This is a genomic window from Salegentibacter sediminis, assembly GCF_002078605.1.
GTDB classification, from domain to species: domain Bacteria; phylum Bacteroidota; class Bacteroidia; order Flavobacteriales; family Flavobacteriaceae; genus Salegentibacter; species Salegentibacter sediminis.
In genome coordinates, this window is the sequence record NZ_MSJR01000003.1 from 319,970 (window position 1) to 346,671 (window position 26,702).

At 41.7% G+C, this 26,702-nt stretch carries 21 protein-coding genes; 7 read left to right on the plus strand and 14 right to left on the minus strand.

The features are described 5' to 3' along the window. Positions 1–2: 2 nt before the first annotated feature. The 6 genes from BUW93_RS07580 to BUW93_RS07600 form a co-directional block, all read right to left on the minus strand. On the minus strand, positions 3–1,124 hold the full coding sequence (locus BUW93_RS07580; protein ID WP_198536995.1) for an NADH-quinone oxidoreductase subunit D: 1,122 nt from the start codon (positions 1,122–1,124) through the stop codon (positions 3–5). A gap of 6 nt (positions 1,125–1,130) precedes the next feature. After that, complete coding sequence (locus BUW93_RS15025; protein ID WP_198536996.1) at positions 1,131–1,607, minus strand: NADH-quinone oxidoreductase subunit C; 477 nt, start codon at positions 1,605–1,607, stop codon at positions 1,131–1,133. Positions 1,608–1,619: 12 nt separating this feature from the next. Continuing rightward, positions 1,620–2,177, minus strand: a complete 558-nt coding sequence (locus tag BUW93_RS07585) for an NADH-quinone oxidoreductase subunit B (protein WP_232778330.1) — start codon at positions 2,175–2,177, stop codon at positions 1,620–1,622. Continuing rightward, the gene (locus BUW93_RS07590; protein WP_081210713.1) at positions 2,168–2,518 is read right to left on the minus strand and encodes an NADH-quinone oxidoreductase subunit A; all 351 of its coding nucleotides are present in this window, start codon (positions 2,516–2,518) and stop codon (positions 2,168–2,170) included. Before BUW93_RS07590 ends, BUW93_RS07585 begins: the two co-directional genes overlap by 10 nt. Before the next feature lie 73 nt (positions 2,519–2,591). Beyond that, positions 2,592–3,602: a 2-oxoacid:ferredoxin oxidoreductase subunit beta gene (locus tag BUW93_RS07595; RefSeq protein WP_081210715.1), complete on the minus strand. Its 1,011-nt coding sequence runs from the start codon at positions 3,600–3,602 to the stop codon at positions 2,592–2,594. A gap of 2 nt (positions 3,603–3,604) precedes the next feature. After that, on the minus strand, positions 3,605–5,464 hold the full coding sequence (locus BUW93_RS07600) for a 2-oxoacid:acceptor oxidoreductase subunit alpha (protein WP_081210717.1): 1,860 nt from the start codon (positions 5,462–5,464) through the stop codon (positions 3,605–3,607). A gap of 212 nt (positions 5,465–5,676) precedes the next feature. On the opposite strand from BUW93_RS07600, the gene BUW93_RS07605 reads away from it, so the two are divergent. From BUW93_RS07605 to BUW93_RS07615, 3 genes are read left to right on the plus strand one after another with little or no spacing between them, the layout of a single operon-like run. Further along, entirely contained in the window at positions 5,677–6,027 is a 351-nt protein-coding gene (locus BUW93_RS07605) for a 4Fe-4S binding protein (protein WP_081210719.1), read from the plus strand. Positions 6,028–6,048: 21 nt separating this feature from the next. Then, positions 6,049–9,579 (plus strand): pyruvate:ferredoxin (flavodoxin) oxidoreductase, encoded by a 3,531-nt coding sequence (gene nifJ, locus BUW93_RS07610; protein WP_081210721.1) that lies wholly within the window; start codon positions 6,049–6,051, stop codon positions 9,577–9,579. A 47-nt stretch (positions 9,580–9,626) separates the two neighbouring features. Beyond that, complete coding sequence (locus BUW93_RS07615; protein ID WP_081210723.1) at positions 9,627–10,001, plus strand: hypothetical protein; 375 nt, start codon at positions 9,627–9,629, stop codon at positions 9,999–10,001. Between the two features lie 153 nt (positions 10,002–10,154). Here BUW93_RS07615 and groL read toward each other — a convergent pair whose 3' ends face one another. The 7 genes from groL to miaB all read right to left on the minus strand — a co-directional run bounded on the left by groL (position 10,155) and on the right by miaB (position 16,884). Continuing rightward, positions 10,155–11,798 (minus strand): chaperonin GroEL, encoded by a 1,644-nt coding sequence (gene groL, locus BUW93_RS07620; RefSeq protein WP_081210725.1) that lies wholly within the window; start codon positions 11,796–11,798, stop codon positions 10,155–10,157. A 92-nt stretch (positions 11,799–11,890) separates the two neighbouring features. Further along, positions 11,891–12,166, minus strand: a complete 276-nt coding sequence (locus BUW93_RS07625) for a co-chaperone GroES (protein WP_081210727.1) — start codon at positions 12,164–12,166, stop codon at positions 11,891–11,893. Positions 12,167–12,320: 154 nt separating this feature from the next. Continuing rightward, a complete protein-coding gene (secG, locus tag BUW93_RS07630; RefSeq protein ID WP_081210729.1) occupies positions 12,321–12,659 on the minus strand; it encodes a preprotein translocase subunit SecG in 339 nt (112 codons plus the stop codon). Beyond that, a complete protein-coding gene (locus BUW93_RS07635; protein ID WP_081210731.1) occupies positions 12,656–13,513 on the minus strand; it encodes a hypothetical protein in 858 nt (285 codons plus the stop codon). Before BUW93_RS07635 ends, secG begins: the two co-directional genes overlap by 4 nt. Beyond that, positions 13,513–14,016: an LptE family protein gene (locus tag BUW93_RS07640; RefSeq protein ID WP_081210733.1), complete on the minus strand. Its 504-nt coding sequence runs from the start codon at positions 14,014–14,016 to the stop codon at positions 13,513–13,515. Before BUW93_RS07640 ends, BUW93_RS07635 begins: the two co-directional genes overlap by 1 nt. An 18-nt stretch (positions 14,017–14,034) precedes the next feature. Then, a complete protein-coding gene (locus BUW93_RS07645) occupies positions 14,035–15,303 on the minus strand; it encodes a sigma-54 interaction domain-containing protein (RefSeq protein ID WP_081210792.1) in 1,269 nt (422 codons plus the stop codon). Positions 15,304–15,438: 135 nt separating this feature from the next. Beyond that, the gene (gene miaB / locus BUW93_RS07650) at positions 15,439–16,884 is read right to left on the minus strand and encodes a tRNA (N6-isopentenyl adenosine(37)-C2)-methylthiotransferase MiaB (protein WP_081210735.1); all 1,446 of its coding nucleotides are present in this window, start codon (positions 16,882–16,884) and stop codon (positions 15,439–15,441) included. 144 nt (positions 16,885–17,028) lie between these two features. Here miaB and BUW93_RS07655 point away from each other — a divergent pair, with 144 nt between their 5' ends. Beyond that, positions 17,029–18,279, plus strand: coding sequence for an LVIVD repeat-containing protein (locus tag BUW93_RS07655; RefSeq protein WP_081210738.1), 1,251 nt, complete (start codon positions 17,029–17,031; stop codon positions 18,277–18,279). A 548-nt stretch (positions 18,280–18,827) separates the two neighbouring features. Here BUW93_RS07655 and BUW93_RS07665 read toward each other — a convergent pair. Further along, the gene (locus BUW93_RS07665) at positions 18,828–19,433 is read right to left on the minus strand and encodes a ribonuclease HII (RefSeq protein ID WP_081210742.1); all 606 of its coding nucleotides are present in this window, start codon (positions 19,431–19,433) and stop codon (positions 18,828–18,830) included. A 480-nt stretch (positions 19,434–19,913) separates the two neighbouring features. Between BUW93_RS07665 and BUW93_RS07670 the strand changes: the two genes are divergently transcribed. The 3 genes from BUW93_RS07670 to BUW93_RS07680 all read left to right on the plus strand — a co-directional run bounded on the left by BUW93_RS07670 (position 19,914) and on the right by BUW93_RS07680 (position 26,531). Continuing rightward, positions 19,914–22,985 carry a SusC/RagA family TonB-linked outer membrane protein gene (locus BUW93_RS07670; protein WP_081210744.1) on the plus strand — a complete coding sequence of 1,024 codons (3,072 nt, stop codon included), beginning with the start codon at positions 19,914–19,916 and terminating at the stop codon, positions 22,983–22,985. A 5-nt stretch (positions 22,986–22,990) separates the two neighbouring features. Beyond that, positions 22,991–24,355 carry a RagB/SusD family nutrient uptake outer membrane protein gene (locus BUW93_RS07675; protein ID WP_081210746.1) on the plus strand — a complete coding sequence of 455 codons (1,365 nt, stop codon included), beginning with the start codon at positions 22,991–22,993 and terminating at the stop codon, positions 24,353–24,355. Positions 24,356–24,617: 262 nt separating this feature from the next. Then, positions 24,618–26,531 (plus strand): putative porin, encoded by a 1,914-nt coding sequence (locus BUW93_RS07680; protein ID WP_081210748.1) that lies wholly within the window; start codon positions 24,618–24,620, stop codon positions 26,529–26,531. Positions 26,532–26,702 lie beyond the last annotated feature (171 nt).

A 26,702-nucleotide genomic window follows, 5' to 3' on the forward strand; every position in this document is an offset into this window, starting at 1 on the left:
TTTTAACGATCAATATCTGGTACAACAATATCAATGGTGGCCATGGTGGCAACCAGATCTCCAATTTTTCCGCCTACAGTTATATGGTTTAACAGGGAAAGATTTGAAAGCCCCGGGGAACGGAATTTCATCCGGTGCGGATTCTTACCTCCGGTACTTATTATATAAACTCCCAGTTCACCTCTTGCCGTTTCCACTTTTTGATAATATTCTCCCTTCGGAAGCTTGATCACCGCATTAGTGGCTACCTTAAAATCTCCTTCCGGAATGTTGTCGATGAGCTGTTCAATAATCGAAACAGATTCCCACATTTCCTGAATTCTTACGAGATATCGGGCATAAGAATCGCCTTCTGTATGCAGGGCTTCGTTGAAACTCACTTTATCCAGAGCGCTGTAAGGGTGGTGTTTCCTTACATCGCAAGAATAACCCGAACCTCGAGCTACAGGGCCGGAAGCTCCATAAGCGATAGCATCTTCTTTGCTTAAAACGCCTACGCCTTTAGTCCTCTTCTGAAAAATGATGTTCCCGGTTAGCAGCTTATCATATTCAGGTAATTTGGTCTTGAAATGAGCGATGAATTCTTTAACCCTTTTAACGAAATTAGGATGAATGTCCTGCATAAGACCTCCCGGGATATTATAATTCATGGTAAGTCTCGCCCCGCAGGTTTCTTCGAAAATATCGTTGATCATTTCCCGGTCCCTGAATCCGTAGAAATAGGAGGTAAGGGCGCCTACATCCATACCCATGACACCCCACCAAAGTGTGTGGGAAGAAATACGGGTTAATTCATCTATAATGGTCCTTATTACTTTTACCCGCTCTGGGACTTCAAGTTCCAGGGCATTTTCTACGGCAAGACATACAGCTTCGTTATTAATATGTGAGGATAAATAATCCATTCTGTCGGTAAGATGTACGATCTGCTGATAGCTGTCTCGTTCACACATCTTTTCTATGGAACGGTGAATATAGCCCAGGTCTGGCTCTACCTTCTTTATAATCTCTCCATCTATTGTGAGTAGAAGCCGCAAAACCCCATGCGTTGCAGGGTGCTGAGGTCCCATGTTGATAAAGTATTCCTCAGATTTAAAGTTGTTATTTATAGTAGCAGTTTCCATATTTCTTTATTTAACAACCATATTTACTTCATCTTCATAATCCTTTCTAAGCGGAAAGCCTTCCCAGTCTTCTGGCATAAACAGGCGTTTTAAGTTGGGATGCCCTTTAAATTTTATTCCGAAGAGATCAAAGACTTCTCTTTCGTGAAAATTTGCTGTTGGCCATATATCCTGAACCGAATCGAAAACCGGGTTTTCCCTATCTGAAGTTTGCACTTTCACCACTATAATATGACGGTGGGAAGTTGATTCCAGGTGGTAGACTACTCCAAGCTCTTTTCCCCAATCTACTCCGGTGAGGCAAAATAGGTAGTCGAAACTGGTTTTATTATTTGTTTTCAACCACGACATCAGTTCGTGCAGATATTCGGGGTCAATACTTAGATTTAGAAATTGGGAACCTTCTTCGGTAAATTCCAGGTGGGCACTTTCTGGGCCGGAAAACCAGGTGGTGATCAATTCCTTTATTTCTTGATTTGTCATAACTAACCTCTTTTAAAGTCCTTCATCAAAACCTTCCACAGGATTTTTCCTGTTTTTTATGCTTTCAGTGCGAATTTTTTCCTGGAGTTTCAACATCCCATCAAGTAAAGCTTCCGGTCGGGGAGGGCATCCAGGGACATATACATCTACCGGAATCACGTGATCGGCGCCTTTCACCACCGAATAGGAATTGTAAAAGAAGGGACCGCCAGAAATGGCACAGGCCCCCATGGCGATCACGTATTTTGGTTCGGCCATTTGGTCGTAAAGCCTGCGTAGTACGGGAGCCATTTTATTCACGATGGTTCCGGCAATGATAATCAGGTCGGCCTGCCTTGGGGAGGGCCTGGCAACCTCAAAACCAAATCTGGAATAATCATGACGGGCAGCTCCGGTTTGCATCATTTCTATGGCGCAACAGCTTGTCCCAAAATACAGCGACCATAATGAATTAGATCGCCCCCAGTTAATGACCTTATCCAAAGAGGTTATAATAATATTCGCTCCGTTCCCCGCCGGTAAAACCTGGCCGGGAAAATCTTTTGGTACTTTTTGAGTTTCTACTTCCATTTTAATGCTCCTTTTTTCCATGCATATGCCAAACCTAATCCCAGAATAAACAGGAAGATGATAATCTCCACCAATGCCACAGTTCCAACTTCCTGATACACTACGGCCCAGGGAACCAGAAAAGCTATTTCTACATCGAAGATTAAAAATAGGATTGCGAATAGATAAAAACCTACTTTAAACTGGACCCAGGTAGGGCCTATGGTAGGCATCCCACTTTCATAGGGTTCCCGTTTTTGTGGGTTATCTGATTTGTGTGATATTAAATTTGAGATAAAATTCGCGCCGGCGACCAGGATAACGCCGGCGAGAAAGAATACTATCAATGCTTCTGAACCCATAATGTAGTTCTTAATATGTTAATAAAATTAACAGTTTTCAAAACATTAAAAACTGATGGCTATCAGGTATTCGTTAATTTACCTGATAGGTTTCCCCTGAAAAGAAAAGGTCGTTGGTTTTTCTGAATTCAGATTTTGCTTTTATCTGTGCGGTTAACGCGTCTTCTCTTTCTTCCAGGGTGACATCCTGAAAACTTCTTATAATTCCTGTTACTAATGGGTGCTCCAGCCTTACCAGCATTTGGTGCATAGTTGGATCTTCGGTTTTGGCGTCGTGAATAAGGATATCTTCTTCCTTTATTCCGTTTTCACCAATAGTAACTGTTTCCAGTTTCAGGCCGTTTAGTACCAGTCCTTTATCTTTATTCTTTCCGAAGAGCATCGGTTTTCCATGCTCAACAAAAAGTTGTTGATCTTCCCTAACATTTTTGTCGGTATACTTTACATAACAACCGTCATTGAAGATCACACAATTTTGAAGTACTTCAACTAATGAAGTGCCTTTAAATTTTTGAGCTTCAATAAAAATATCGGTCATTTCCTTGGGCGCATTTCCTCCTATTCTTGCAAAAAATCTGGCCTGCGCACCAATAGCCAATTCCCCTGGCTGAAATGGTGGTTGGGTGTTCCCATAAGGAGAAGATTTGGTTTTCTGTCCCACCAGTGAGGTTGGCGAGAACTGCCCTTTGGTAAGTCCGTAAATCTCGTTATTAAAGAGAATAATATTAAGGTCGATATTCCTTCTTAAGACATGTATGAAATGGTTTCCTCCAATAGCCATACTGTCTCCATCTCCTGTTATTACCCAAACGCTTAGGTCTGGATTCGCCAGTTTCACTCCAGAGGCAATGGCGGGAGCTCTACCGTGAATTCCGTGCATGCCGTAGGTTCCCATATAATAAGGAAACCTTGAAGAACAGCCAATCCCTGAAATGAAGACCACATCTTCTTTTTTAACTCCTGTTTCGGGAAGTGCTTTCTGTACCGAACGCAAAATAACATAGTCATCACAGCCCGGACACCATCTTACTTCCTGGTCGTTTGCAAAATCTTTGTAAGTATATTTTTTTACAGTTGTTTCCATGATTACTTTGCTATTTGTTTGAATTTTTCGATAAGTTCGCTATTGGCGAAAGGCAAGCCCTGAATTTTATTGAATTGAAGGAATTTTTGTTCCTCGAAATTCATTCTGAGCACATTTACAAATTGCCCGTTGTTCAACTCACAAACCAGTATTTTTTTAAACCTGCTTAAAAGCTCCCCCGTATTTTTTGGAAGCGGATTGATGTAGTTGAAATGGGCAAAACCTATGTTCTTGTAACCTTCTTCTTCCACGATTTGCTTAACTGCTGAATGCAGCGAACCGTACGTTCCTCCCCATCCAATAACCAACAGGTCGCCTTCCTGGGCAAACTCAGGCTCAATCTCGGGAATATAATTCTGCACTCTTTTTACTTTCTCGGCCCTGGTATGGGTCATGATTTCGTGGTTTTCGGGAACGTGGGATACATCGCCTGTGATGCGGTCTTTTTCAAGTCCACCAACACGGTGTTCCAATCCTGGCGTGCCCGGAATAGCCCAGTTTCTTGCCAGGGTAGCTTCATCACGATCATAGGGGTGCCAGTTTTCCTTAACTTCCTGTACCAGGTTGTTTTTGATCTCCGGCATTTCTTCGAGACTTTTTATCTTCCAGGGTGCTGAGCCGTTGGCGATATATCCATCGGTGAGTAATACCACCGGCGTCATATGTTCAAGGGCAAGTTTGGAGGCCTGGTAAGCGAAATTAAAGCAGTTGGCCGGGGTGCTCGCGGCAATTACGATCACCGGGCTTTCTCCGTTTCTACCGTACATTGCCTGCATAAGATCAGATTGTTCGGTTTTGGTGGGTAGTCCTGTAGAGGGCCCGCCGCGTTGCACATTTACTACTACTAAAGGTAATTCTATCATTACTGCAAGTCCTAAGGCTTCGCCTTTTAAGGCGAGACCCGGTCCCGAGGTTGTGGTGATGGCAAGATCACCGGCAAAGGAAGCCCCTATAGCCGAGCTTATTCCTGCAATCTCATCTTCTGCCTGAAAAGCTTTTACTCCAAAATGTTTGTGCTTTACAAGCTCGTGTAAAATATCTGTCGCCGGAGTAATAGGGTAGGAACCTAAAAATAATTCCCGGCCCGATTTTTCGGCTGCGGCCAAAAAGCCCCAGGCGGTAGCCGTATTCCCCATGATGATCCTGTAAGTCCCTCCCTGCATTTTTGCCGGAGAGATACTATAGGAATTAGGAATTAACTCAATAGTCTCAGCATAAAAAAAGCCAGCATTCAATACTTTGGTGTTGGCTTCTATCAGGTGAGGTTTGGTTTTGAATTTTTTCTGAAAAAATTCGATGGTATGCTCGGGATTCCGGTCATATAACCAGTATACCATTCCCAGGGCGAACATATTCTTGCTTCTGGTGATGCTTTTGTTATCTAAACCTTCAACATCCTTTAAGGCTTCTTTGGTTAAAGAGGTCATCGGTACCTGTACCACCCTGTAATTCTCAAGACTTCCGTCTTCCAGAGGATTGGTTTCATATTGTGCCTTTTCCAGATTTTTCTTGGTAAAGGAATCACTGTCTATTATTATTGTATTACCCGGTTTTACCGCGTACAAATTGGTCTTTAAACCTGCGGGGTTCATCGCCACCAGCAGATCTAAGTTATCACCGGGGGTGCTAACCTCTACGCTCCCAATATGTACCTGGAAACCTGAAACACCGTATAAACTCCCTTGGGGAGCCCTTATTTCAGAAGGATAATTAGGGAAAGTAGCCACATCATTGCCAAACATGGCCGAGGTGTCAGAAAACTGAGTGCCGGTTAATTGCATCCCATCACCTGAATCGCCTACAAAACGAATAACAACAGCATCCAGGGTTTCAGTATTGGGATTCTTTTCAAGTGTAATCATAAACCTAGTATTTTTTAATTATCAGTTCACTTACTGATAGTTGATGATCTGTATCAAATTTATATTTACCCCTGTCCTTTAAATATGATTGACATCATAAAAACCGGTATTTATTTTCTGATTTTCAATTGTTTGAAAATATGATGATTGTCATAATTTGAGAAGATGATGCTTTCTAACTTTATAGAATAGTTTAATAAAATAAAATATCTATGGCACTTTTTATAACCGAGGATTGCATCAACTGTGATGCTTGCATTTCAGAATGTCCAAACAACGCAATTTATGAACCCGATCAGGAATGGTCTTATTCCGATGAAACTTCTTTAAGCGGTACCGTAACTACGCCAAGTGGCAATGAGGTAGACGCCGATGAAGAAAAAGAACCGATCTCTGATGAATTCTACTTTATCGTTTCAGATAAGTGTACCGAGTGTAAAGGTTTCCACGATGAGCCTCAATGTGCTTCGGTTTGTCCCGTAGACGCTTGTCTTCCGGATCCTGAGCACGAAGAAACTGAAGCGCAATTACTTGAGAAGAAAGAATGGCTACACGGAGCATAAATTTTTTAAAAATGATGTAATATGATGGAAAAATTTCCCAAACTCATTTGTGATGCCAATGAGGCGGTTGCAAGGGTGGCACATAAAACAAATGAGGTCTGTGCTATTTACCCTATTACTCCTGCTTCACCTATGGGGGAGCACGTTGATATTTTTAGCTCAAAGGGCAAAAAGAATATTTGGAATAACATCCCCCGAATTGTGGAGATGCAAAGTGAAGGTGGTGCCGCAGGTGCTGTTCATGGCTCATTGCAGGCTGGTGCTCTTACTACTACCTTTACTGCCTCGCAAGGGCTGTTGCTCATGATTCCTAATATGTATAAAATTGCGGGGGAGTTGCTGCCCACGGTAATTCACGTAGCCGCCAGGACCGTCGCTACTCACGCACTGTCAATTTTTGGAGATCATTCCGATGTTATGGCAGCCCGGCAAACGGGCTTTTCTATGCTTTTTGGTGGCTCTGTGCAGGAAGCGATGGATTTTGCGCTTATCTCCCAGGTGGCAACCTTGCGTAGCCGGGTTCCGTTCATGAATATCTTTGATGGATTTAGGACCTCTCACGAAATATCCAAGATCGATGCAATACCCGATGATATCATTAAGAAAATGATGCCGGAAGATAAGATCATGGATCATAAAAACAGGTCTCTTGATCCCGATAGCCCGGTGATAAGGGGGACTTCTCAAAACCCCGACGTTTTCTTCCAGGCCCGGGAAGCTTCTAATTTACATTATGAAAAGGTACCGGGAATAGTTCAGGAAGTAATGGACGAATTTTATGCCCACACTGGTCGTCGATATAGTTTATATGACTATGTAGGGCATCCCGAAGCGGAAAGACTCATAATTATTATGGGCTCCGGGGAAGGCGCGGTAAAGGAGACCGTAGAAACTCTGCTTAATGATGATGAGAAAGTTGGGGCCTTATTTATAAGAATGTACAGGCCTTTCTCTATGAAGGACTTCCTGGATAAGATTCCTGCCAGTGTTAAAAATATCGCTGTTTTAGACAGGACCAAAGAACCTGGAAGTACCGGAGAGCCTTTATATCTTGATGTGATTACTGCTTTTGCTGAAAGCGATAGAGCAATGCCAAAGATAATTGGTGGTCGTTATGGATTGTCTTCCAAAGAATTTAATCCTGCGATGGTAAAAGGTGTTTTTGATGAAATGCTAAAAGCCGAACCCAAAAACCACTTTACTATAGGTATTAATGATGATCTTAGCTTTAAGAGCTTGCTTTATAACCCTGTTTTCAAGACCAAAAAAGCAACCTTTAACTGTTTGTTCTACGGTTTAGGCTCTGATGGTACTGTTGGTGCTAATAAGAACTCTATTAAGATTATTGGAGAAACTACCGATAATTACGTTCAGGGATATTTCGTTTATGACTCCAAAAAGGCTGGGGCTCAAACCGTTTCCCACCTTCGTTTTGGCCCGGAACCAATTTCTTCCAGCTACCTTATAAATACCGCCGATTTCATTGCCTGTCATCAGTTTAATTTTATTGAAAAATATGATATCCTGAAAAAGGTAAAGAAGGGCGGAACTTTCCTTCTCAATGCTCCTTTTTCCAATGAGGAGATCTGGGATAAGCTTCCGCAGAAAATGCAGGAAGAGATTGTGGAAAATGAACTGGAATTCTATGTGGTAGATGCTACTAAAGTAGCTCACGAAGCAAAACTGGGAAAAAGAACCAATACTGTATTGCAAACCTGTTTCTTTGCTATTTCGGGAGTGTTGCCTAAAGAGGAAGCCATCCAGAAGATCAAAGATGCTATCGTGAAATCTTACTCGCATAAAGGAGATAAGATCGTGAAGATGAATTTTGACGCGGTAGACAGCTCCCTGGCAAATCTTCAAAAAGTAGATTATCCAAAACAAATAACAAGTACCCGTGGCCTTAAACCGATGATGACCGGAGATGCCGATCCTTTTGTGAAAGAGGTTCTCGGTAAGATCCTGGCAGGAGAGGGAGATGGCTTGCCGGTAAGTGCCTTCCCGGTAGACGGAACTTTCCCAACCGGTACCACTCAATTTGAAAAACGGGGTATCGCCGATTTCGTTCCTGTTTGGGACGGTGAAGATCTTTGTACTCAGTGTAACAAATGTGTGGCTATCTGCCCTCACGCCGCGATAAGGTCTAAGGTTGTTCCTAACGAGCAGCTGGCCGATTCTCCGGGCACTTTTAAAGCAGTTCCTGCGAAAGGCCGTCCTTTTGATAGTAATACCGAATCCTATATCCTTCAGGTTTCGCCTGAAGATTGTACTGGTTGTGACCTTTGTGTGGCCGTTTGTCCTGCAGAAAGCAAGGAGATCGAGAACTTCAAGGCTATTAATATGCATAGCAAACTAGATGTTGCCGCAGAGCAGAATCAGAATTGGGATTACTTCACAGAATTACCTTATTACGAGCGTTCAGAACTACAGATCACAAACCTGAAAGGTTCACAATTCCTTGAGCCATTGTTTGAGTTCTCTGGAGCTTGTTCGGGTTGTGGAGAAACGCCATATATTAAAATGCTTACCCAGTTATACGGCGATAGTATTTTGATCGCCAATGCAACTGGTTGTTCGTCAATTTATGGAGGTAACCTGCCAACCACCCCTTATAAAACCAATGAGTTTGGAAGGGGACCGGCCTGGGCTAACTCTCTTTTTGAAGACAATGCCGAATTTGGTTTAGGTATGAAACTGGCACTTTCCAAGAAACAGGAAATCGCTGTTGATTTACTTAAAGAACTGGAACCGGTTATTGGTAAAGAGCTTGTGACTTCTATTCTGAATAATACTGAAGAAGATGAAACGCAGAAGAAACAGAAACATGCTCATATCACCGAACTTAAATCTATTTTGGAAACAATCGATACCGATGAAGCCCGAAAATTAAACCAGCTTACCCAATACTTGCGTAAAAAAGCAGTGTGGATTTTAGGGGGCGATGGTTGGGCCTATGATATTGGATACGGAGGAGTAGATCACGTCCTGGCTTCAGGGGAAGATATCAATATTCTGGTAATGGATACTGAGGTTTACTCAAATACCGGAGGGCAAATGTCTAAAGCGACTCCTCTGGGAGCAAGCGCTAAGTTTGCGGTATCAGGTAAAAAATCTTCTAAGAAGAGCCTGGCCTTGCAAGCGGTATCCTATCAAAATGTATATGTAGCTCAGGTTGCTATTGGTGCAAAAGATCTGCAAACGCTGAAAGCTATCGAGGAGGCAGCAGCTTATCCCGGTCCTTCTATCATTATCGCGTACTCTCATTGTGGAGAACACGGTTATGAATTGAAACACGGGGTTACTCAACAGGAAAAAGCCGTTGAAACCGGTTACTGGCCATTGTTCAGGTTTAATCCTGCGCAACCAAAAGGTAAGAGGTTTAAACTGGATTCCAAAGCTCCAGCCGCTCCTTTAAGCGACTTTATGTACAAGGAAACCAGGTTTACCCGGGTAGCAAAGGAAAATGCCGAATTAGGTGCTGAACTTTTAAAACAGGCTCAGGAAGAAGTGGAAACCAAATGGGAAAAACTTCAACTCTTTAGAGATATGTAAAAGAAAGATTGCCCTTTAGAAAGAATCAATATTTTAAAATCATATAAATGAAAGCCAGTAACAAATTTTTTGATGAGGCTCTGGAAAAATTAAGTCAGGCAAACGACGAATTTTTCCGGCCGGAGGAGGACCTTGTAACCTATTCGGTTTGTAAGAATGCACAATTCTCCATTGAGAACTTTCTAAAGGGTTATCTTATGAAACACCAGATTAAGGTAGATGATTGTGAAACCCTGGATTGCCTTTATGAGAAATGCTTAGACATTAATAAGAACTTTGCACAGCTGGATTTAAGTGCACTCCAGTGTAAATCCCAGGCTTTGAATACCCGGGATTGCAGTGATATGCCTAAAGTGAGCAAATGTTTAAATGCAGCCAATAACCTGGAAGCGCTTCTAAAACAGGAGCAGGTTATTGTTTGAGTGTTGTTGATTATCTCTGACCTTTATTTTTTAAGTTTTAATTTGTAAGGAGCTTTTTGCCTGTGCCAGGTGGAAAGCTCCTTTTTTCTATAAAACAAAAAATCCCGCCTCTAAAAGAAGCGGGATTGATTATTTGCTTTCAGGTCTAGCCTGTTACATCATTCCGGGCATACCTCCGCCCATTCCGCCGGGCATAGCTCCGCCTCCTCCTTTGTCATCCTCAGGGATGTCAGTAAGAGCACATTCTGTAGTCAGAATCATTCCTGCAACCGAAGCAGCGTTTTCAAGAGCTACCCTGGTTACTTTCTTAGGATCTATAATTCCGGCTTTCATCATGTCTACATATGTATCAGTTTTGGCATCATAACCGTAGTTTTTGTCACCTTCCAGTACTTTGTTGATCACTACTGAGCCTTCACCTCCTGCATTTTCCACAATAGTTCTTAGTGGAGACTCGATGGCGCGTACAACAATTTGTATACCGGTAGCCTCATCGTCATTTTCAGCTTTTAAACTCGCTAAAACAGCCTGAGCGCGTACAAGGGCAACTCCACCTCCGGCAACGATTCCTTCTTCTACCGCCGCTCTTGTGGCGTGTAGAGCATCATCAACACGGTCTTTTTTCTCTTTCATTTCTACTTCTGAAGCTGCACCTACGTAAAGTACGGCAACACCTCCGGCTAATTTAGCCAATCGCTCCTGAAGCTTCTCCTTGTCGTAGTCTGAAGTGGTAGACTCGATTTGAGATTTAATCTGGTTCACACGGTTATCGATAGTGGCATTGTCTCCGGCACCATTTACGATAGTCGTATTATCCTTATCGATGGCTACTTTTTCAGCAGTACCAAGCATATCGATAGTGGTATTTTCAAGAGTGAATCCTCTTTCTTCTGAAATTACTGTACCACCGGTTAAGATAGCGATATCTTCAAGCATAGCTTTTCTTCTATCTCCAAAACCTGGAGCTTTTACAGCAGCGATCTTTAGGGAACCACGTAGTTTGTTTACTACAAGGGTTGCAAGAGCTTCTCCGTCTACATCTTCAGCAATGATTAAAAGCGGTTTTCCAGATTGTGCTACAGGCTCAAGTACAGGTAATAGATCTTTCATCGCAGATATCTTCTTGTCGAAAAGAAGAATATAAGGATTCTCCAAATCAGCGGTCATTTTTTCGCTGTTGGTCACGAAGTAAGGAGAAAGGTATCCGCGGTCAAATTGCATTCCTTCAACCACATCTACGTGGGTTTCGGTACCTTTTGCTTCCTCAACGGTGATCACCCCTTCTTTTCCTACTTTTCCGAAGGCCTCGGCGATAAGTTCCCCAATGTGCTCGTCGTTGTTGGCTGAAATAGAAGCAACCTGCTTAATTTTTTCAGAAGAGTCTCCTACCTCTTTGGTTTGTTTTTCAAGATCTTTGGTTAAGGCGGTAACGGCTTTGTCGATTCCTCGTTTAAGGTCCATAGGATTGGCACCTGCAGCAACGTTCTTTAAACCTTCTTTTACGATAGCCTGTGCAAGAACGGTAGCCGTAGTGGTACCGTCACCGGCAAGATCGTTGGTTTTTGAGGCTACTTCCTTCACCATTTGTGCTCCCATATTTTCAAGTGGGTCTTCCAGCTCTATTTCTTTGGCTACAGTAACACCATCTTTGGTTACGGTTGGTGCACCAAATGATTTACTGATAATTACGTTACGTCCCTTTGGTCCAAGGGTTACTTTTACGGCGTTAGCCAATGCATCTACACCGCGTTTGATCCCGTCACGGGCCTGGATGTCAAATTTTATATCTTTAGCCATAGTTAAATTTAATTTAGTTAATTCCGCTAATGCGGAATGCTATTAATATTAATGTTTTTATTGAAAATTTCCTTTGAGGGAAAAGCGAAGGCTTATACTATTGCAAGTATATCATCTTCCCGCATAATAAGGTAATCCTTACCTTCCAGTTTTAGTTCGGTGCCGGCATATTTTCCATAAAGAACCATATCTCCTTCTTTTACGGTCATGTCGTGATCTTTGGTGCCTTTACCTACAGCTACTACTTTGCCGCGTTGAGGTTTTTCCTTGGCGGTTTCAGGGATATAAATTCCCGAAGCGGTTTTTGTTTCGGCTGCTGCCGGTTCAATAAGTACCCGGTCTGAAAGCGGTTTAATGTTTAGTCCCATTTTTTATAAATTTATTTTTAAGGTTAATTAACTTTTAAAGTGAATACAGCAGTTTCTAAAATTGTGCCATCGGATAATTACTGACATATGGAAATAAAAAATGCCAGCTTGTCATAAGCTGGCATTAATTTATTTTATGATGGTTTGCTAATCCCTAGTTATTGTCAGCTTCAGGGTCAACTGGTGCCTGAATTGGTGCAAGGATATTCGTTTCTATTTCTTCATCGCCTTCAAAAACTCGTGATTCACTAATTCCGCTTCCATCCATGATCGTAATATTGGAAAGCAGGATTAAAACCAACAATAAAGTGGCCAGGGTCCAGGTACTCTTATCTAAAAAGTCGCCAGTCTTTTGAACGCCACCAACCTGTTGGCCTCCACCGCCAAAAGAAGAAGATAAACCGCCACCTTTTGGGTTTTGTACCATAATTACTACTATCAGTAAAAAGGCTACAATAATAATTAATGCTAAAAAAATAGTGAATGTGCTCATTCTGAAGTGTTATTATTTTCTTGTAATTTCTCTATTGCCCGAATTTGGTCTGCAAAGAAACCACTTTTTTCGGGATTTTTCAAAATTAAAATTTTATATGCCTGTATGGCTTTAATGTAGTTTTTTTGCTCCAGGTATACTTTCGCCAAAGTCTCGGTCATCAGGGCTTCGGGGGAGGCTGTGCTACGTTCTGCCAGATTGCTTTTCCTGGTGGTTTTACCCGGTTTTATCTTTGGACTTTTGGAAATAAATTCGTCGATGAGTTCAAATTTTCTCGTGATTTCTTCTGAAGTCTTTTCCGATTCCCTTACAGGTTTTGCAGAAGTGAGTTTTAACCATTCTGAAAACGAGTGTGACTCCGATGAACTAAATTCCAATGGATCTCCGATACCAAGCTGTTCTTCAGCTGTAGCTTCATTTTTTTCTTCTTCTTTCTTAGGGCTTGTTTCCTGAAAAAGTTCGGGGTCCATCACCCGCTCCGATTCCGATTGCTTCATTTTTATCGCCTCGTCTATGGCGATGCTTCTCTTGCCAAAAACCTCCTGGGCTTCGTAAACCACTATATTTTTTAAATGTTCTTCCTGCTCTTTTATCTGTTTGGCTATCTTGTTCTGATTAAACTCAGCCGAAGTAATAAAATCAAAAAGCACACTTCTGTCTGTGGTATAAGCTGCAGTTCTTCTTAGCGCCGAATTATAGCTTAAGGCATTATGATCTTTAAGGCCTTTCAGCCTTAAAGCCCGGGCAGTTTGAAAATAGGGAGCCTCGGCCAAAATACTCTCCAGCGCCTTTGTTTGGGCTTCGGTAATTGAAGCAGGCTTTTCCAGTATTTTTATAAACTCCTGTTTTTCCATTACCAATCGGTTAGTGCAGCGTTAAAAATATCCTGAGTTAACCTGGAATATATCTCTTCTATGGCCGTATCTAAATTTGCGCCAATAAGTTGTTGGTTGGCAGGATAATCATAATAAAATGAGAATCTGCGTTCAAAATCTTTTTCGGGTTCCAGGGTGTTATAGTACCTTACATTTACCGCAATAGTGAGGCGGTTTTGTGCGGCAGTATTATCGGCAGTGGCGGTCATTGGAGCGATATAAAAATCTATGATCTCACCCTCAAAAATTAGATCGGCGTTGTTGTTGGCCAGGTTCAGGCTGGTCTGGTTCTGTATAAGGTCTTGTAATTGCAGGGTAAAGGTCCTGTCTATGCCCGGTTCTACAAGATCGGCCGTGTTTTGAAAGTAATTAACCTGGAAGGTTTCGGCATCGCCGGTATCGGCTCCCGTGAAAGAATACATTCCGCAGGACTGCACCACAAAAATCAGTAAAAAACTAAACAGAATCAGGCTTCTTTTCATAATTATTTAAACTTTCTGTTAGAGGTTATATTGCTTGATCTTGCGGTATAGTGTACGCTCGCTTATGCCCAGTTCTTCGGCTGCTGCTTTGCGCTTGCCGCTATGGCGCTCCAAAGATTTTTTGATGAGCTCCAGTTCTTTGTCCTGAAGGGATAAGGTTTCTTCCTCCTCGATCTCCTCAGCGAAATAATATTTGTCATTTTCAGGTTTTTGAGCCGATTTTGGACTTTGCTGCGGAATTTGTAAAACCTCAAGTTTTTCAGCAGTTAATTCTTCTGATTCGATATCCTCCTCGTCCTCATCCCCATAAATTTTATTGATCAGGCTTTCGTTTTCATCGCGTACCTTTTCAGTGTTTCCATGCTCCATCAATTTAAGAGTTAGGCTTTTCAGATCGTTTAAATCATTTTTCATATCGAACAACACCTTATAAAGGATTTCGCGCTCATTGCTGAAATCGCCTTCCTTTTTCTTCCCGGCAATCACCGCAGGCAGGTTGCTGCCAATGTCTGGAAGATACTCTTTGAGATTTTCAGCAGTAATGATTCGTTCCTGTTCCAGCACCGAAATTTGTTCGGCTATATTTCTTAACTGCCTGATGTTTCCACCCCATCGGTAATTTTCCAAAAGCTTTATCGCATCATCATTCAGTTTGATGGTGGGCATCTTATATTTCAAAGCAAAATCGGAGGCGAATTTTCTAAATAAAAGATGGATATCGCCTTTTCGTTCTCTTAAAGGAGGCAGGTGAATATCTACCGTGCTCAAGCGATAATACAGATCTTCCCTGAATTTTTCTTTCTTTATGGATTCCTGCATATCTATATTAGTGGCAGCTACGATACGCACATTGGTTTTTTGGACTTTGGAAGAACCTACCTTCATAAACTCGCCATTTTCCAATACCCGAAGCAAGCGCACCTGGGTTGGCAGGGGGAGTTCCCCAACTTCATCCAGGAAAATGGTTCCTCCATCGGCAACTTCAAAATAACCGCTTCGGGTTTGAGAAGCTCCTGTAAAAGCGCCTTTTTCGTGCCCAAAAAGTTCACTGTCAATTGTTCCCTCTGGAATCGCCCCGCAATTCACGGCGATATATTTGCCATGTTTTCTATGAGATAGCGAATGTATGATCTTGGGAATACTCTCTTTCCCAACCCCGCTTTCTCCGGTTACCAACACCGAAATATCGGTAGGGGCAACCTGTATGGCCTTCTCGATGGCCCGGTTCAGTTTGGGATCGTCCCCAATAATACCAAACCTTTGTTTTGTTGCTTGTATAGATTCCATAATTCTAATCTCTGTCATTTCTGCGAAGGCGGAAATCTAATCCAATCCTTGTTATTCTTACCAGCCTGTTCTTAATTAATTTCAGTAAAGGCGGAAACTTCTTTTAATCTTCGTCATTTCCGTGAAGGCGGAAATCTAATTATTCTCACTCAGCTCTACCGGTTCCCCAATTAGGGTGGCACTGGTACAATCGTTTATTTTTACATTCACGAAATCCCCAATCTTGTAATTCTCCTTCGGAAATACCACGACGGTATTTTGAGTATTGCGACCACTCCAGTGTTCGCTCGACTTCTTTGATTCTTTTTCAATGAGAACTTCTACTGTTTTTCCCACAAAGCGCTGAGTTCGGTATAAACTGTGTTCCTGTTGAAGGTTTACGATCTCGGTGAGTCGGCGTTTTTTCACCTCCTGAGGTACATCATCTTCTAATTTTCTTGCGGCCATAGTGCCCGGTCTTTCAGAATAGGCGAACATAAATCCAAAGTCATATTTCACATACTCCATAAGTGAAAGCGTATCCTGGTGATCTTCCTCGGTTTCGGTGGGGAAACCGGTGATGATATCGTGGGAGATTCCGCAATCGGGAATCAACTCTTTGATGTTATCAATTAAACCGAAATATTCTTTCCTGGTATGTAAGCGGTTCATTTTCTGCAAAATCCTGTCACTTCCGCTTTGCACGGGCAGATGGATGTATTTACAAATGTTCGGGTATTTAGCCATGGCTTCTATAACATCCAAAGTCATATCCTGTGGATTTGAGGTAGAAAACCTAATGCGCATCTTTGGTTGGGCTTCCGCAACAAGCTTCAGCAGGCCGGCAAAATTCGTAGCCGTAGCCTTTTGAATTTCAGAAGCATTCTTGAAGTCTTTCTTCAGGCCGCCGCCGTACCATAAGTAGCTGTCTACATTCTGGCCTAAAAGCGTGATCTCTTTATAACCTTTTGCAGCCAGGTCGTTTACCTCCTCTACGATGCTCTGTGGATCACGGCTGCGTTCCCTTCCGCGGGTGAATGGCACCACACAAAAAGTACACATATTGTCACAACCCCTGGTAATAGAGACAAAAGCAGAAACCCCATTGCTCTGTAAACGCACCGGGGAAACATCGGCGTAGGTCTCTTCCTTAGAAAGAATTACATTTACCGCATTTCTTCCTGCTTCTACTTCGTTGATAAGGTTAGGCAAATCTTTATAGGCATCTGGTCCTACTACAAGATCTACTATTTTTTCTTCCTCGAGGAATTTGTCTTTTAGCCGCTCGGCCATGCAGCCAAGCACGCCAACTTTCATTTCAGGATTAATGCGTTTTACGGCATTATACTTTTCAAGGCGTTTTCTAACAGTTTGCTCGGCTTTTTCTCGTATTGAACAGGTGTTGACCAAAACAAGATCGGCTTCCTCCAGGTTTTGGGTGGTGTTAAAACCTTCTTTGGAAAGTATTGAAGCCACTATCTCAGAGTCGCTGAAATTCATCGCGCAGCCATAACTCTCAATAAAGAGCTTTCGGCTGTTTTCTTTTTTTGGTTCCATCACAAGGCTGTTGCCTTGCTGCTTTTCATCAATTATCTTCTCCATACTACTTTTATTGCCTTTAGGGGCTTTAAGATTTGCAAAGATAGAACTTAAGCTGTTTCTGACAAAGTGACAGAAATTTTTTTATCGCTCCAACGCAACCTTTCCGGAATTTTTGCATCTAATAGGAAACTAACCACCACTATTATGAGAATTTTCTACTCTCTTATCACTTTGCTCCTTATGGCTTTAATGACTTTGTTCACTTCCTGTGAAAAGGAGGAAGAAGCCGGGAATGTTGAACTGGTTGCCGTTCCGGTAACCATTTCGGTAACCGATTTCAGGTCTTCGGTAGCTATCCAGGAACCAAAAGAAATTGAACAGGCCGGAAAGATCTATGCATATAAGAATTTTGTTTTTATAAATGATGTTAACCGTGGAGTGCATATTATAGATAATTCCAATCCTGAAGCCCCTCAAAAAATAAAATACCTGAAGATTCCACAAAATACTGATGTCGCTATAAAAGAGGATATGCTTTTTGCTAATAGCGGGATGGATCTGGTTGTTTTTAATATAAGTGATATCAATAATATAAGGCAGGAGGAAAGACTGGAAGAGGTTTTTGAGAATTATCAACCTTCAACTCCTGTGGGTGTTGCATTTGTGGATACAGAAAATCTTGATTTTCAAAAAGAAGTAATTATAGGCTATGTTTTAGAGCGTAGAAAAATCCAAATGGTACGGGATGAGCGAAGAATGATAGCTGCTGAATCTTTTAACTCCTATGCTTCGGGTGATGCCAATACTGGAACGGGCGGCTCTATGGCCCGTTTTAATATTAAGGACAAATTTCTTTATGTGGTAGGGAACCAGTCCTTGTCGGTTTTTGATATTTCCAGTCTTTCTGATCCGGAACATTTTTCAACAGATTATATTGGCTGGCAGATAGAAACCATCTTTAATAAAGACGATTATTTGTATTTAGGTAGTTCTTCCGGAATGTATATCTACAGCATTGAAGATCCCTCTACACCGGTTTTTGTCTCCCATCTTCAACATGTGCTGGGTTGTGACCCTGTGGTTGTAGATGGAGATATGGCCTATGTAACTATTCGTGGCGGTAACGAATGCGGACAAGGCTGGAGCCAATTGCAGGTAATAGATGTAGCCGACAAACAATATCCCGAGCTGCTGGCAACCTACGAAATGGATAGCCCTTATGGCCTGGGTGTTAAAGACGATATGTTATTCGTATGCGACGGCGACTCCGGACTTAAAATTTATGATAAAACACAATCCCCTGGTTTAACCTTAACAGACCACTTTCAGGACATTAACACCTATGATGTAATCCCTCTGGAAGAGGTGCTGTTAATGGTTGGGGATGGCATTCTGCATCAGTATTCCTATACTGATAACAACATCAGGCTTTTGAGTTCTTTTAGTCTGAAATGATCCTTTTTGTTTGGTTTTTTAAAGGTGGGGCCGCGGAGATATCTTCGCGGCCTCTTAATTTAATGAAGCCCCGCCTCGCAAAGCCGAAGGCGTATGTGAGGCGGTTGGCTGAATTAATCCCGCCGAAGGGCGGGATCTCTGGAATTGTTCATTCATTGTTTGGGGTGGATTTTTTTTGGAATTTTCCAAAGCCGAAGGCGTAGGTGAGGCGGTTGGCTGAATTAATCCCGCCGCCGGGCGGGATCTCGTTGTTGAATTCTTTTTGCTGTGAATAATCAGGTTTATGAATCAATTCGCTGGATGAGATCCCGGGTCATCCCGATAGCTATCGGGAGGGATGACGGAAAAAACTATTGAGGAATAACTTCAAAAATTTATCCCCCTGTCCCAAAAACTTTCAGGATCGATTCAGAGTCACATCTGAATAAGCCGTGATTTGTCATTTCGACCAGGGGGAGAAATCGCCTCTGAGTGAGCTAATATGTTCCTCCAATCCAACTAAGAAAAAGTTAAAACTGAGAACGCATAACTGAAAACCGAAAAAAATTCTAAATCTCCATCCTCAACTGCTCTTCAGGCAGAAGCCGAAAACTTTGGCGGTGATATTTTGTGCTGCCGTATTTCCTAATCGCAGCCCGGTGCTCGGCCGTGGGGTAACCTTTGTTCTGTTTCCAGTTATACATAGGAAATTCTTCGTGGATCTTCTCCATATAGGCGTCGCGGTAAGTTTTTGCCAGGATTGATGCCGCAGCGATACTAAGATATTTTCCATCTCCTTTAATGATACAGGAATGGGCTATGCTGGCATAAGGCTTAAATTTATTTCCATCTACCAGGATGTAATCCGGCTCGCATTTGAGTTGGTCTATTGCCCTGTGCATACCCAGAATAGAAGCGTTTAAAATGTTGATTTCGTCAATTTCCTCCATGAATACATACGACAGTCCGTAAGAAGTACAGTCTTTTTCGATGATACTTTTTAATAGATTTCGCGTTTTAAGCCCCGTTTGCTTCGAGTCATTAAGCAACTCGTTTCTGAAATCTTTTGGTAGAATTACTGCTGCAGCTGTTACCGGCCCCGCCAGGCATCCCCGCCCCGCTTCATCGGTGCCGCACTCATAAAGATTAGTATCGTTAAAATAGGGTAGGAGCATGATTGACTTGCTTTGAGGGCCAAAGGTAAAAAAATGAGAATAATGTTTTTATTAATATTTGGTTTAACAGGAATTCCCTCGGAGATTTCTTTTCTAAAGCCTTAGAGGTAAAGACCTACTTGAGCCTGGCACGCTATTGCACTTCCCAATTCCTGGAGCCGCACTTGATGCCGCCGGAATTCCTTATTATACTTTTGGAGGGACTACCGGAACTCCCGGAGAAGATTATTCAACCGGAGGTTGGAGGTAATTTAACCTGAAATTTGTACGAAAAAAGGTCGCCTCCAAAGGCGGCCTTTTTTTTATTAAAGGATGAAATTCAATTATTAATAGGCTTTCTGGATGGTGATAAAACTTTCCATTATTTTAAATCGCTTTCATGGAGATTTTGCTATTTAACTACTCTTAAATATAATTTTACTTGTTTTATTAAGAAATAATTAGGATTTTTGGCGCAGGCTAATTCAAATTAACTTAATAATGAAAAACAAATTACATGGTTTTCTAACGCTATTATTAGCGTTCGTAGTGCAAATAACCTTTGCACAAGAAAAGACGATAACCGGTACGGTTATCGATGAAGATGGTTTGCCTCTTCCGGGGGTGAACATTATTGTTAAAGGTACCATGAAAGGTGCCCAAACAGATTTTGACGGAAATTACAACATCAGTGCTCAGAGTACAGATGTTCTTGTGTTTTCTTATGTAGGCTTTAAAACTCAGGAAATTCCTGTAGGTGATAAGACTAGAATTGATGCTACTCTTGGGGTAGATGCCGCAGCTCTTGAAGAGGTGGTGGTTATGGGGTATGTTTCTAAACGAAGAGACGATATGACTGGTTCTGCTGTGCAGTTAGGCTCAGAAGAACTGCAGCAAACTCCTATGGCTTCTGTAGACCAGGCGCTTCAGGGAAAAGTTGCTGGTTTAACTATTCAGAGTTCTTCTGGTACTCCCGGTGCTGTTCAAAATATCAGAATTCGTGGGGTGAGCTCACTTAATGCCGGTACCGAGCCTTTATATGTAATTGATGGAGTGCCAATTATCAACGATAACGTTGGGGGTGCTACTTCTGGTTCATCTTTATCTGCTCTTGCCAGTATCAATTCTAATGATATTGAGAGTATGACCGTTCTTAAAGATGCTTCGGCCACTGCAGCCTATGGTGCGCGTGGAGCAAACGGGGTAATCGTTATTACTACTAAGAGTGGTAAAGAAGGAAAAACTACCTTTAATGTAAGCTCATACTATGGTTTCACCAATAATGCCGTTGATGGACCAGAAATGCTTACCGGAGCTCAGAGAGAAGAACTTTTTTACGAAGGCGTTCTGAATACTTTTGGAGAAGACTATGATTTAACATCTATAGAAGATGCTAAAGAATTTGATACAAACCTTCTTCAATCTTCGTATGGTCGTTCTTATCAGGCATGGAATGCCGCGGGAAGACCTGAAGGTAACTGGGAAGAGAATATTAAAAATGAAGATGCGCCTATTCAGGAACACGTGATTTCTGCAACCGGTGGTACCGAAGATCATAACTTCTATGCTTCTTTAGGATACTTCGATCAGGAAGCTACCGTAATTGGTGCAGCTTTTGACAGAATTTCAGGAGCCTTGAATTTTAGCAAACAATTTAATGATAAGTTGGAATTCACTTCTTCAAATAATGCGTCGCATACTTTCCAGGATGGTATTCTTGAAGGAAGTGCTTACTTCTCTTCTCCGCATACCGCCAAGTACTTTATGTCTCCTATCGATCAGCCTTACAACGAAGATGGTTCTATAAACATTGGTACAGGTCTTCCTAACCCATTGTATATCGCTGAAAATGATATCGACCAGTCTAAACTTACAAGGATTCTTTCTAACAATTCCCTGAACTGGCAGACTCCTATTGAGAATCTAACGGCTACCTCAAGATTCTCTGTAGATTATCAGGTATATAACTACAAGAGATACCGTAATCGTGTAAGAGGTGATGGAGACGCTACCAATGGATATGGATGGGTTGTGAATAGAAATACTGCTACCTATGTGTTCCAGAACTCTCTAAATTACTTATGGAACACTGGAGATCATAATTTTGATTTTCAGGTTCTTCAGGAATATCAGAAGTACAGAAGAAATTATATAAGTGCTGATGGGGACCAGTTTGTAACGGATGGCTTAACCAATCTTGCTTCAGCCGGTAATCCAACTCTTGCTTATTCAGAATTTACTGACTGGGCTGTGGCTTCTTATCTTGGAAGTGCTTCTTATAATTTTGACAATAGATATGTGTTAGATCTTACTTACCGACGAGAAGGTAACTCAAGATTTAGTTCAGATAACCGATGGGGTGACTTTTGGGCCGTTGGTGCTGCCTGGAACCTTCACAGAGAAGCTTTCCTTGCTAACAACGATATGGTTAATACCCTTAAGTTGAGAGGTTCTTATGGTAAGACGGGTAATGCTAATATTGATATTAATAGCTACCAGGTTTTGTTTAATTATGATGCCGACTATGCGGGTACGGGTGCTTCTTATCCTGATACCTTTGGTAATGAGGATTTAACATGGGAAACCAGTTATACCCTTGATGTAGGTCTTGAGTTTGGTTTAATTGAAAACAGAATAACCGGTTCCCTTGCTTACTACACCAAAGAGACTGAAGACATGTTGCTTAATGTGCCTCTTTCCCTAACTTCCGGCTTTGATACGCAAAGAAGAAACATAGGTAGAATGGAAAACAGTGGTTTTGAAGCAGAACTTGACCTTGCTATCGTAAGATCTGATGACTTTAACCTCAGTATAGGAGGAAATGTAGCTACTGTCGAAAACGAAATTCTTGAACTTGCTGGCGATGCAAACGGAGTAGAAATTCCAGTTATTAATCCTGACGCCCCAAGTGGTACTCAGCGTTCAGAAACCGGTTCTATGGTTAACGAATGGTATATGCCAACCTGGGCGGGAGTTGATCCTGAAACGGGAGTGGATACCTGGTACGTTAATGGTGTAGATGGAGAAACTACTACGAATTATAATGCTGCTGAAAGAGCCTTCCAGGGAAGTAGTGCTTTGCCTACTTTAACAGCAGGGCTTAACTTCCATGTAGATTTCAAAGGTTTCTTCCTTGATGCTAGCGGATACTACGCTGGTGGTCAATCCACTTATGAATCCTGGCATCTATACTTAAACCAACCGAACCTTTATTCGGCGGGGATATACAATGGTTATGCAAGTCTAATGGACAGATGGCAACAACCTGGTGACCAAACCAGGGTTACTAAGATGATCTATGGTGGTCAGCCATGGCAGTACAACTCTAAGTTCTTACACGAAGGAGACTTCTTTAGACTTAGAAATGTAACTGTTGGTTATGACTTCTCACCTGCTATCAATGACGCTATCGGATTAAACTCAGGTAGAATCTTCGTTAGAGGTACAAACCTTTACACATGGGTTAAAGATGACAACCTTCAGCACGATCCTGAAGTTGAGCAACTAGGTTTTACCAGTATATTTACTCCACCACTTAAGTCTGTAGTGTTAGGAATTAACTTAAATATTTAAGAACTATGAAAAAGACAAATAAATTTATATACGCAGTTTTAATTGCCGCTCTAACGGTAGTTGGTGCGTGTTCAACAGATGATCTTAATCCTTCTTTAGAGCAATCTAAAGAGGGGAGTGAGGCGCTGGCAACTGTTGGAGATATGGAGGGCCTTATTAAAGGGGCTTATAACCGGATGTCCAGTGCTGCTTATTATGGAAGGGATTACTTTGTTACCAACGAGGTTAGAACTCCAAATGCCTTTTCAAATGGTAACTCTGGACGTTTTGTAACTCAGGCACAGTTCGCTTACTTGCCTAGTGGTACTTTCTTCTGGGATGAAGCTTACGGTGTTATTGCAATTGCAAACATCCTGATTGGAGCCGATTTGACAACACTTGAAGGAGATCAGGAATATGCCAAGCATATCCAGGGGCAAGCTTATGCTATTAGAGCATTAGCTCACTTTGACCTTTTGAAAACTTTTGGACAGGAACATACCGGAGGTACTCTTGGAGTTCCTTATATGACCGAGTTTAAGGGAGAAGATAATATTCCTTCACGACCTACTATTGAAGATAATCGCAGTATGATAATGAGTGACTTTCAAACTGCCTTTGAATTGATGAGTGAAGACTACTTCGACCCTTCAAAAGAATTTATGTCTAAATATACCGCTCCAGCTCTTGAATCCAGAGCTGCCGTTTACTTCGAAATGTGGCCTGAAGCTATCGCTGCGGCTGAAGAAGTGATCAACTCTGGTAAATATGATATCGTAGATGCTGATAATTTCGTATCCTCCTTCGCTGTTGATGGTGCAGTTAACTCTCTTTTTGAGATCGCCCTTAGTGGAACTGACAACCAGGGAAGTGACTCTATGGAATATATTTACCGTGGAGAATCTTACGGTGATATCGAAGCTGCTCCGAACGTACTGAATCTTTACGAAGATTCAGATGTTCGTGAAGATGTTCTTGGTATGGATGGAGAGATGATTAGAAACATGGCGAAATACCCAGACCGTGAGGCTAATATCCCTGTTATCCGCTATGAGGAAGTGATCCTTAACTATGCTGAAGCTTTATACCGTTCATCTACACCAGATGAAGCTGAAGCGCTTATTCAGCTTAATAAGATTCCTGAGCATAGAAATGCAACTCCTTATACTCAAGTGAACCTTGATAATATCCTTGAAGAGAGAAGAAAAGAATTTATTTTTGAAGGTCTTTACTACTGGGATTTATTGAGAAATGGTATGGATATCGAGAAAATCGATCCTCAGCAAAACATTACTGAAACCATTCCTTATGGTGACTTTAGACTTGCTTACCCAATTCCATTGATTGAATTGGATGCTAACTCTAATATGGAGCAGAATCCTGGATACTAATTTTAATCCGTTTCAATATTGATAAACCGCCCGGCACGTCCCGGGCGGTTTTTTTTGATATTATATTTATTTTTATGCTGCTTTAAATCTGGTAAAAAAAGTTTACAACTGTAGATGCGGTAATAGCTTAGATCTTTTTCGGGTCTATCTGCATGTTCGGCCTGGGTCATCCACGTTAACTTGAAACCAGTCTTCCTTAAAACTTTCTACAAAACGGCCTTTGTTTTTTTAAATAATATAACTTTGTTGCAAATCCTGTTTAATGAAGAGTTACCTTCTTTTATTAATATTTTTTCCTGCCTGGCTAGTTGCTCAAAATCCTATTCGATCCACTGGTGGTAGTGGAGACCAGGAGCAAGCTGGCTCCGATACTCTGGCAAAGGCTCCTATAGATGCTTACAAGATAATTTCAATTGATAGTGATACCACTTATGTAGACACTAGCCTTAATATTCAAAAAGACTATAAATTCAATTACCTGCGGAAGGATAATTTTGAGCTTCTCAACTTTCCCAATACCGGTCAAACTTACAACTCTTTAAGTATGCGGCGGGAAACCGATAAATTGATGCCGGGGTTTGTCGCAGGAGCAAGACACTTTGGTTTTATGGAGGTGGAGGATATTTATTACTACCATGTGCCAACGCCGCTTACCGAATTATATTTTAAAACAGTCCCCGAACAGGGGCAGCAATTAGATGCGTTTTTCACCATCAATACTTCCGATAGGTTAAATTTCTCTATGGCCTACAATGGAGTGCGTGCCCTGGGAAAATACCAGCATCAATTAACGAGTACCGGAATTTTCAGGACCACCCTTAATTATCAAACCTTAAATAGAAAATATCAGCTGAAGTCTCATTTTGTGTCCCACAAGCTATTGAATCAGGAAAACGGTGGGCTAAGCTCCCAGGCGATGGAACAATATATTAACGAGGAGGAAGAATTTGAAGATCGTTCCCTTCTGGAAATGAATTTTGAAAATGCCCAAAGCACACTTTTTGGAAAGCGTTTTTATCTTGATCATCTTTATCATCTGGCCGAGCCACGACCCGATAATACCAGTGCCCTGTCTTTTGGGCATATTTTTCATTTCGATTACAAAAAGTTTCAGTTTGAGCAAACCAATGCGGCCAACGATATTTTTGGAGAATCTTTCGATAGTGCTAACCTCAATGATGAGGTTCGTCTGGAAGAACTTACCAACGAAGCCTATGCCCGGTTTACTAATGAAATCCTGGGTGATCTGAAGGCCAAAGCCTCGGTTACCACTTATAATTATGGTTATAATACTGTCTATTATACTTCGGTAGGCAGGATCGATAATCGCTTGAAGGGAACAAATTATGCCGCCGGGGGAGAATATGAAAATAAACTGGGCGGATTTAGTATAAAGGCCGATGCCATGCTAAGCTTTGGTGGCGATTTCAATGCAAATTATCTTAACGCCTCGGCTGCTTATGCTTTTAATGAAGAGAACGAGATCGAATTCGGCTTTAACCAGAACAGCAGTCTGCCCGATTATAACTTTTTGCTTTATCAAAGCAATTATCTTAACTATAACTGGCAAACCAGTTTCGAAAATGTAAATACACAGCAATTATATTTTAAACTGAATTCAAAAAAGCTAGTTGATATTGATGCTGAAATCACCCAGGTGCAGAATTTTGCTTTTTTCGGCTTGAATGAGGATGGAATGGTCAGGCCTTTTCAGTATGATGACCAGCTTCGCTATTTTAAGCTGAAAGCTTACCGCGGTTTCGACCTCGGGCTTTTTGGTTTCGATAACACCTTGATGTATCAGAATGTTCTGGATGGAACCTCAGTATTAAAGGTTCCGGCTTTTGTAACCCGGAACTCCGCCTATTATCAGGATTATTGGTTTCAGCGGGCTTTATATCTGCAAACAGGTTTTACCTTTAAGTACTTTAGCGAATATGAAGCCAACGCCTATGACCCCGTTTTAGCCGAATTTTATGTGCAAAACGAAATGCAGATAGGAAATTACCCGGTTGTAGATTTCTTTTTTAATGGGAAAATAGACCAGACCCGTATCTTTTTTAAACTGGAGAATGTGAATTCCCTAATCACCGGCAACAATAATTTCGTGGCCCCGGGCTATCCCTACACCGATTTTCTCATTCGGTTTGGCCTGGTTTGGAACTTTTTTATGTGATTTTTTGCTGAAGGGATTTTTCTCTGAAAGCCATTTTATCCAAAAAGACTGTCAATTTGCCTGGTTCCTTTGGCTAATCGCTAAGAATTCATTCTCTCAATCAATCCGGATTATAATAATCCATTAAAAATGCCCTGAATCTCGAAAAGTCTTGTGTAACTAAAAAACAGC

Bases quoted from the DNA above. Each gene is read 5' to 3' on its own strand.
- BUW93_RS07580 (WP_198536995.1), bottom strand. From the start codon at position 1,124: ATGGAAACTGCTACTATAAATAACAACTTTAAATCTGAGGAATACTTT.
- BUW93_RS15025 (WP_198536996.1), bottom strand. From the start codon at position 1,607: ATGACAAATCAAGAAATAAAGGAATTGATCACCACCTGGTTTTCCGGC.
- BUW93_RS07585 (WP_232778330.1), bottom strand. From the start codon at position 2,177: ATGGAAGTAGAAACTCAAAAAGTACCAAAAGATTTTCCCGGCCAGGTT.
- BUW93_RS07590 (WP_081210713.1), bottom strand. From the start codon at position 2,518: ATGGGTTCAGAAGCATTGATAGTATTCTTTCTCGCCGGCGTTATCCTG.
- BUW93_RS07595 (WP_081210715.1), bottom strand. From the start codon at position 3,602: ATGGAAACAACTGTAAAAAAATATACTTACAAAGATTTTGCAAACGAC.
- BUW93_RS07600 (WP_081210717.1), bottom strand. From the start codon at position 5,464: ATGATTACACTTGAAAAGAATCCCAATACTGAAACCCTGGATGCTGTT.
- BUW93_RS07605 (WP_081210719.1), top strand. From the start codon at position 5,677: ATGGCACTTTTTATAACCGAGGATTGCATCAACTGTGATGCTTGCATT.
- nifJ (WP_081210721.1), top strand. From the start codon at position 6,049: ATGATGGAAAAATTTCCCAAACTCATTTGTGATGCCAATGAGGCGGTT.
- BUW93_RS07615 (WP_081210723.1), top strand. From the start codon at position 9,627: ATGAAAGCCAGTAACAAATTTTTTGATGAGGCTCTGGAAAAATTAAGT.
- groL (WP_081210725.1), bottom strand. From the start codon at position 11,798: ATGGCTAAAGATATAAAATTTGACATCCAGGCCCGTGACGGGATCAAA.
- BUW93_RS07625 (WP_081210727.1), bottom strand. From the start codon at position 12,166: ATGGGACTAAACATTAAACCGCTTTCAGACCGGGTACTTATTGAACCG.
- secG (WP_081210729.1), bottom strand. From the start codon at position 12,659: ATGAGCACATTCACTATTTTTTTAGCATTAATTATTATTGTAGCCTTT.
- BUW93_RS07635 (WP_081210731.1), bottom strand. From the start codon at position 13,513: ATGGAAAAACAGGAGTTTATAAAAATACTGGAAAAGCCTGCTTCAATT.
- BUW93_RS07640 (WP_081210733.1), bottom strand. From the start codon at position 14,016: ATGAAAAGAAGCCTGATTCTGTTTAGTTTTTTACTGATTTTTGTGGTG.
- BUW93_RS07645 (WP_081210792.1), bottom strand. From the start codon at position 15,303: ATGGAATCTATACAAGCAACAAAACAAAGGTTTGGTATTATTGGGGAC.
- miaB (WP_081210735.1), bottom strand. From the start codon at position 16,884: ATGGAGAAGATAATTGATGAAAAGCAGCAAGGCAACAGCCTTGTGATG.
- BUW93_RS07655 (WP_081210738.1), top strand. From the start codon at position 17,029: ATGAGAATTTTCTACTCTCTTATCACTTTGCTCCTTATGGCTTTAATG.
- BUW93_RS07665 (WP_081210742.1), bottom strand. From the start codon at position 19,433: ATGCTCCTACCCTATTTTAACGATACTAATCTTTATGAGTGCGGCACC.
- BUW93_RS07670 (WP_081210744.1), top strand. From the start codon at position 19,914: ATGAAAAACAAATTACATGGTTTTCTAACGCTATTATTAGCGTTCGTA.
- BUW93_RS07675 (WP_081210746.1), top strand. From the start codon at position 22,991: ATGAAAAAGACAAATAAATTTATATACGCAGTTTTAATTGCCGCTCTA.
- BUW93_RS07680 (WP_081210748.1), top strand. From the start codon at position 24,618: ATGAAGAGTTACCTTCTTTTATTAATATTTTTTCCTGCCTGGCTAGTT.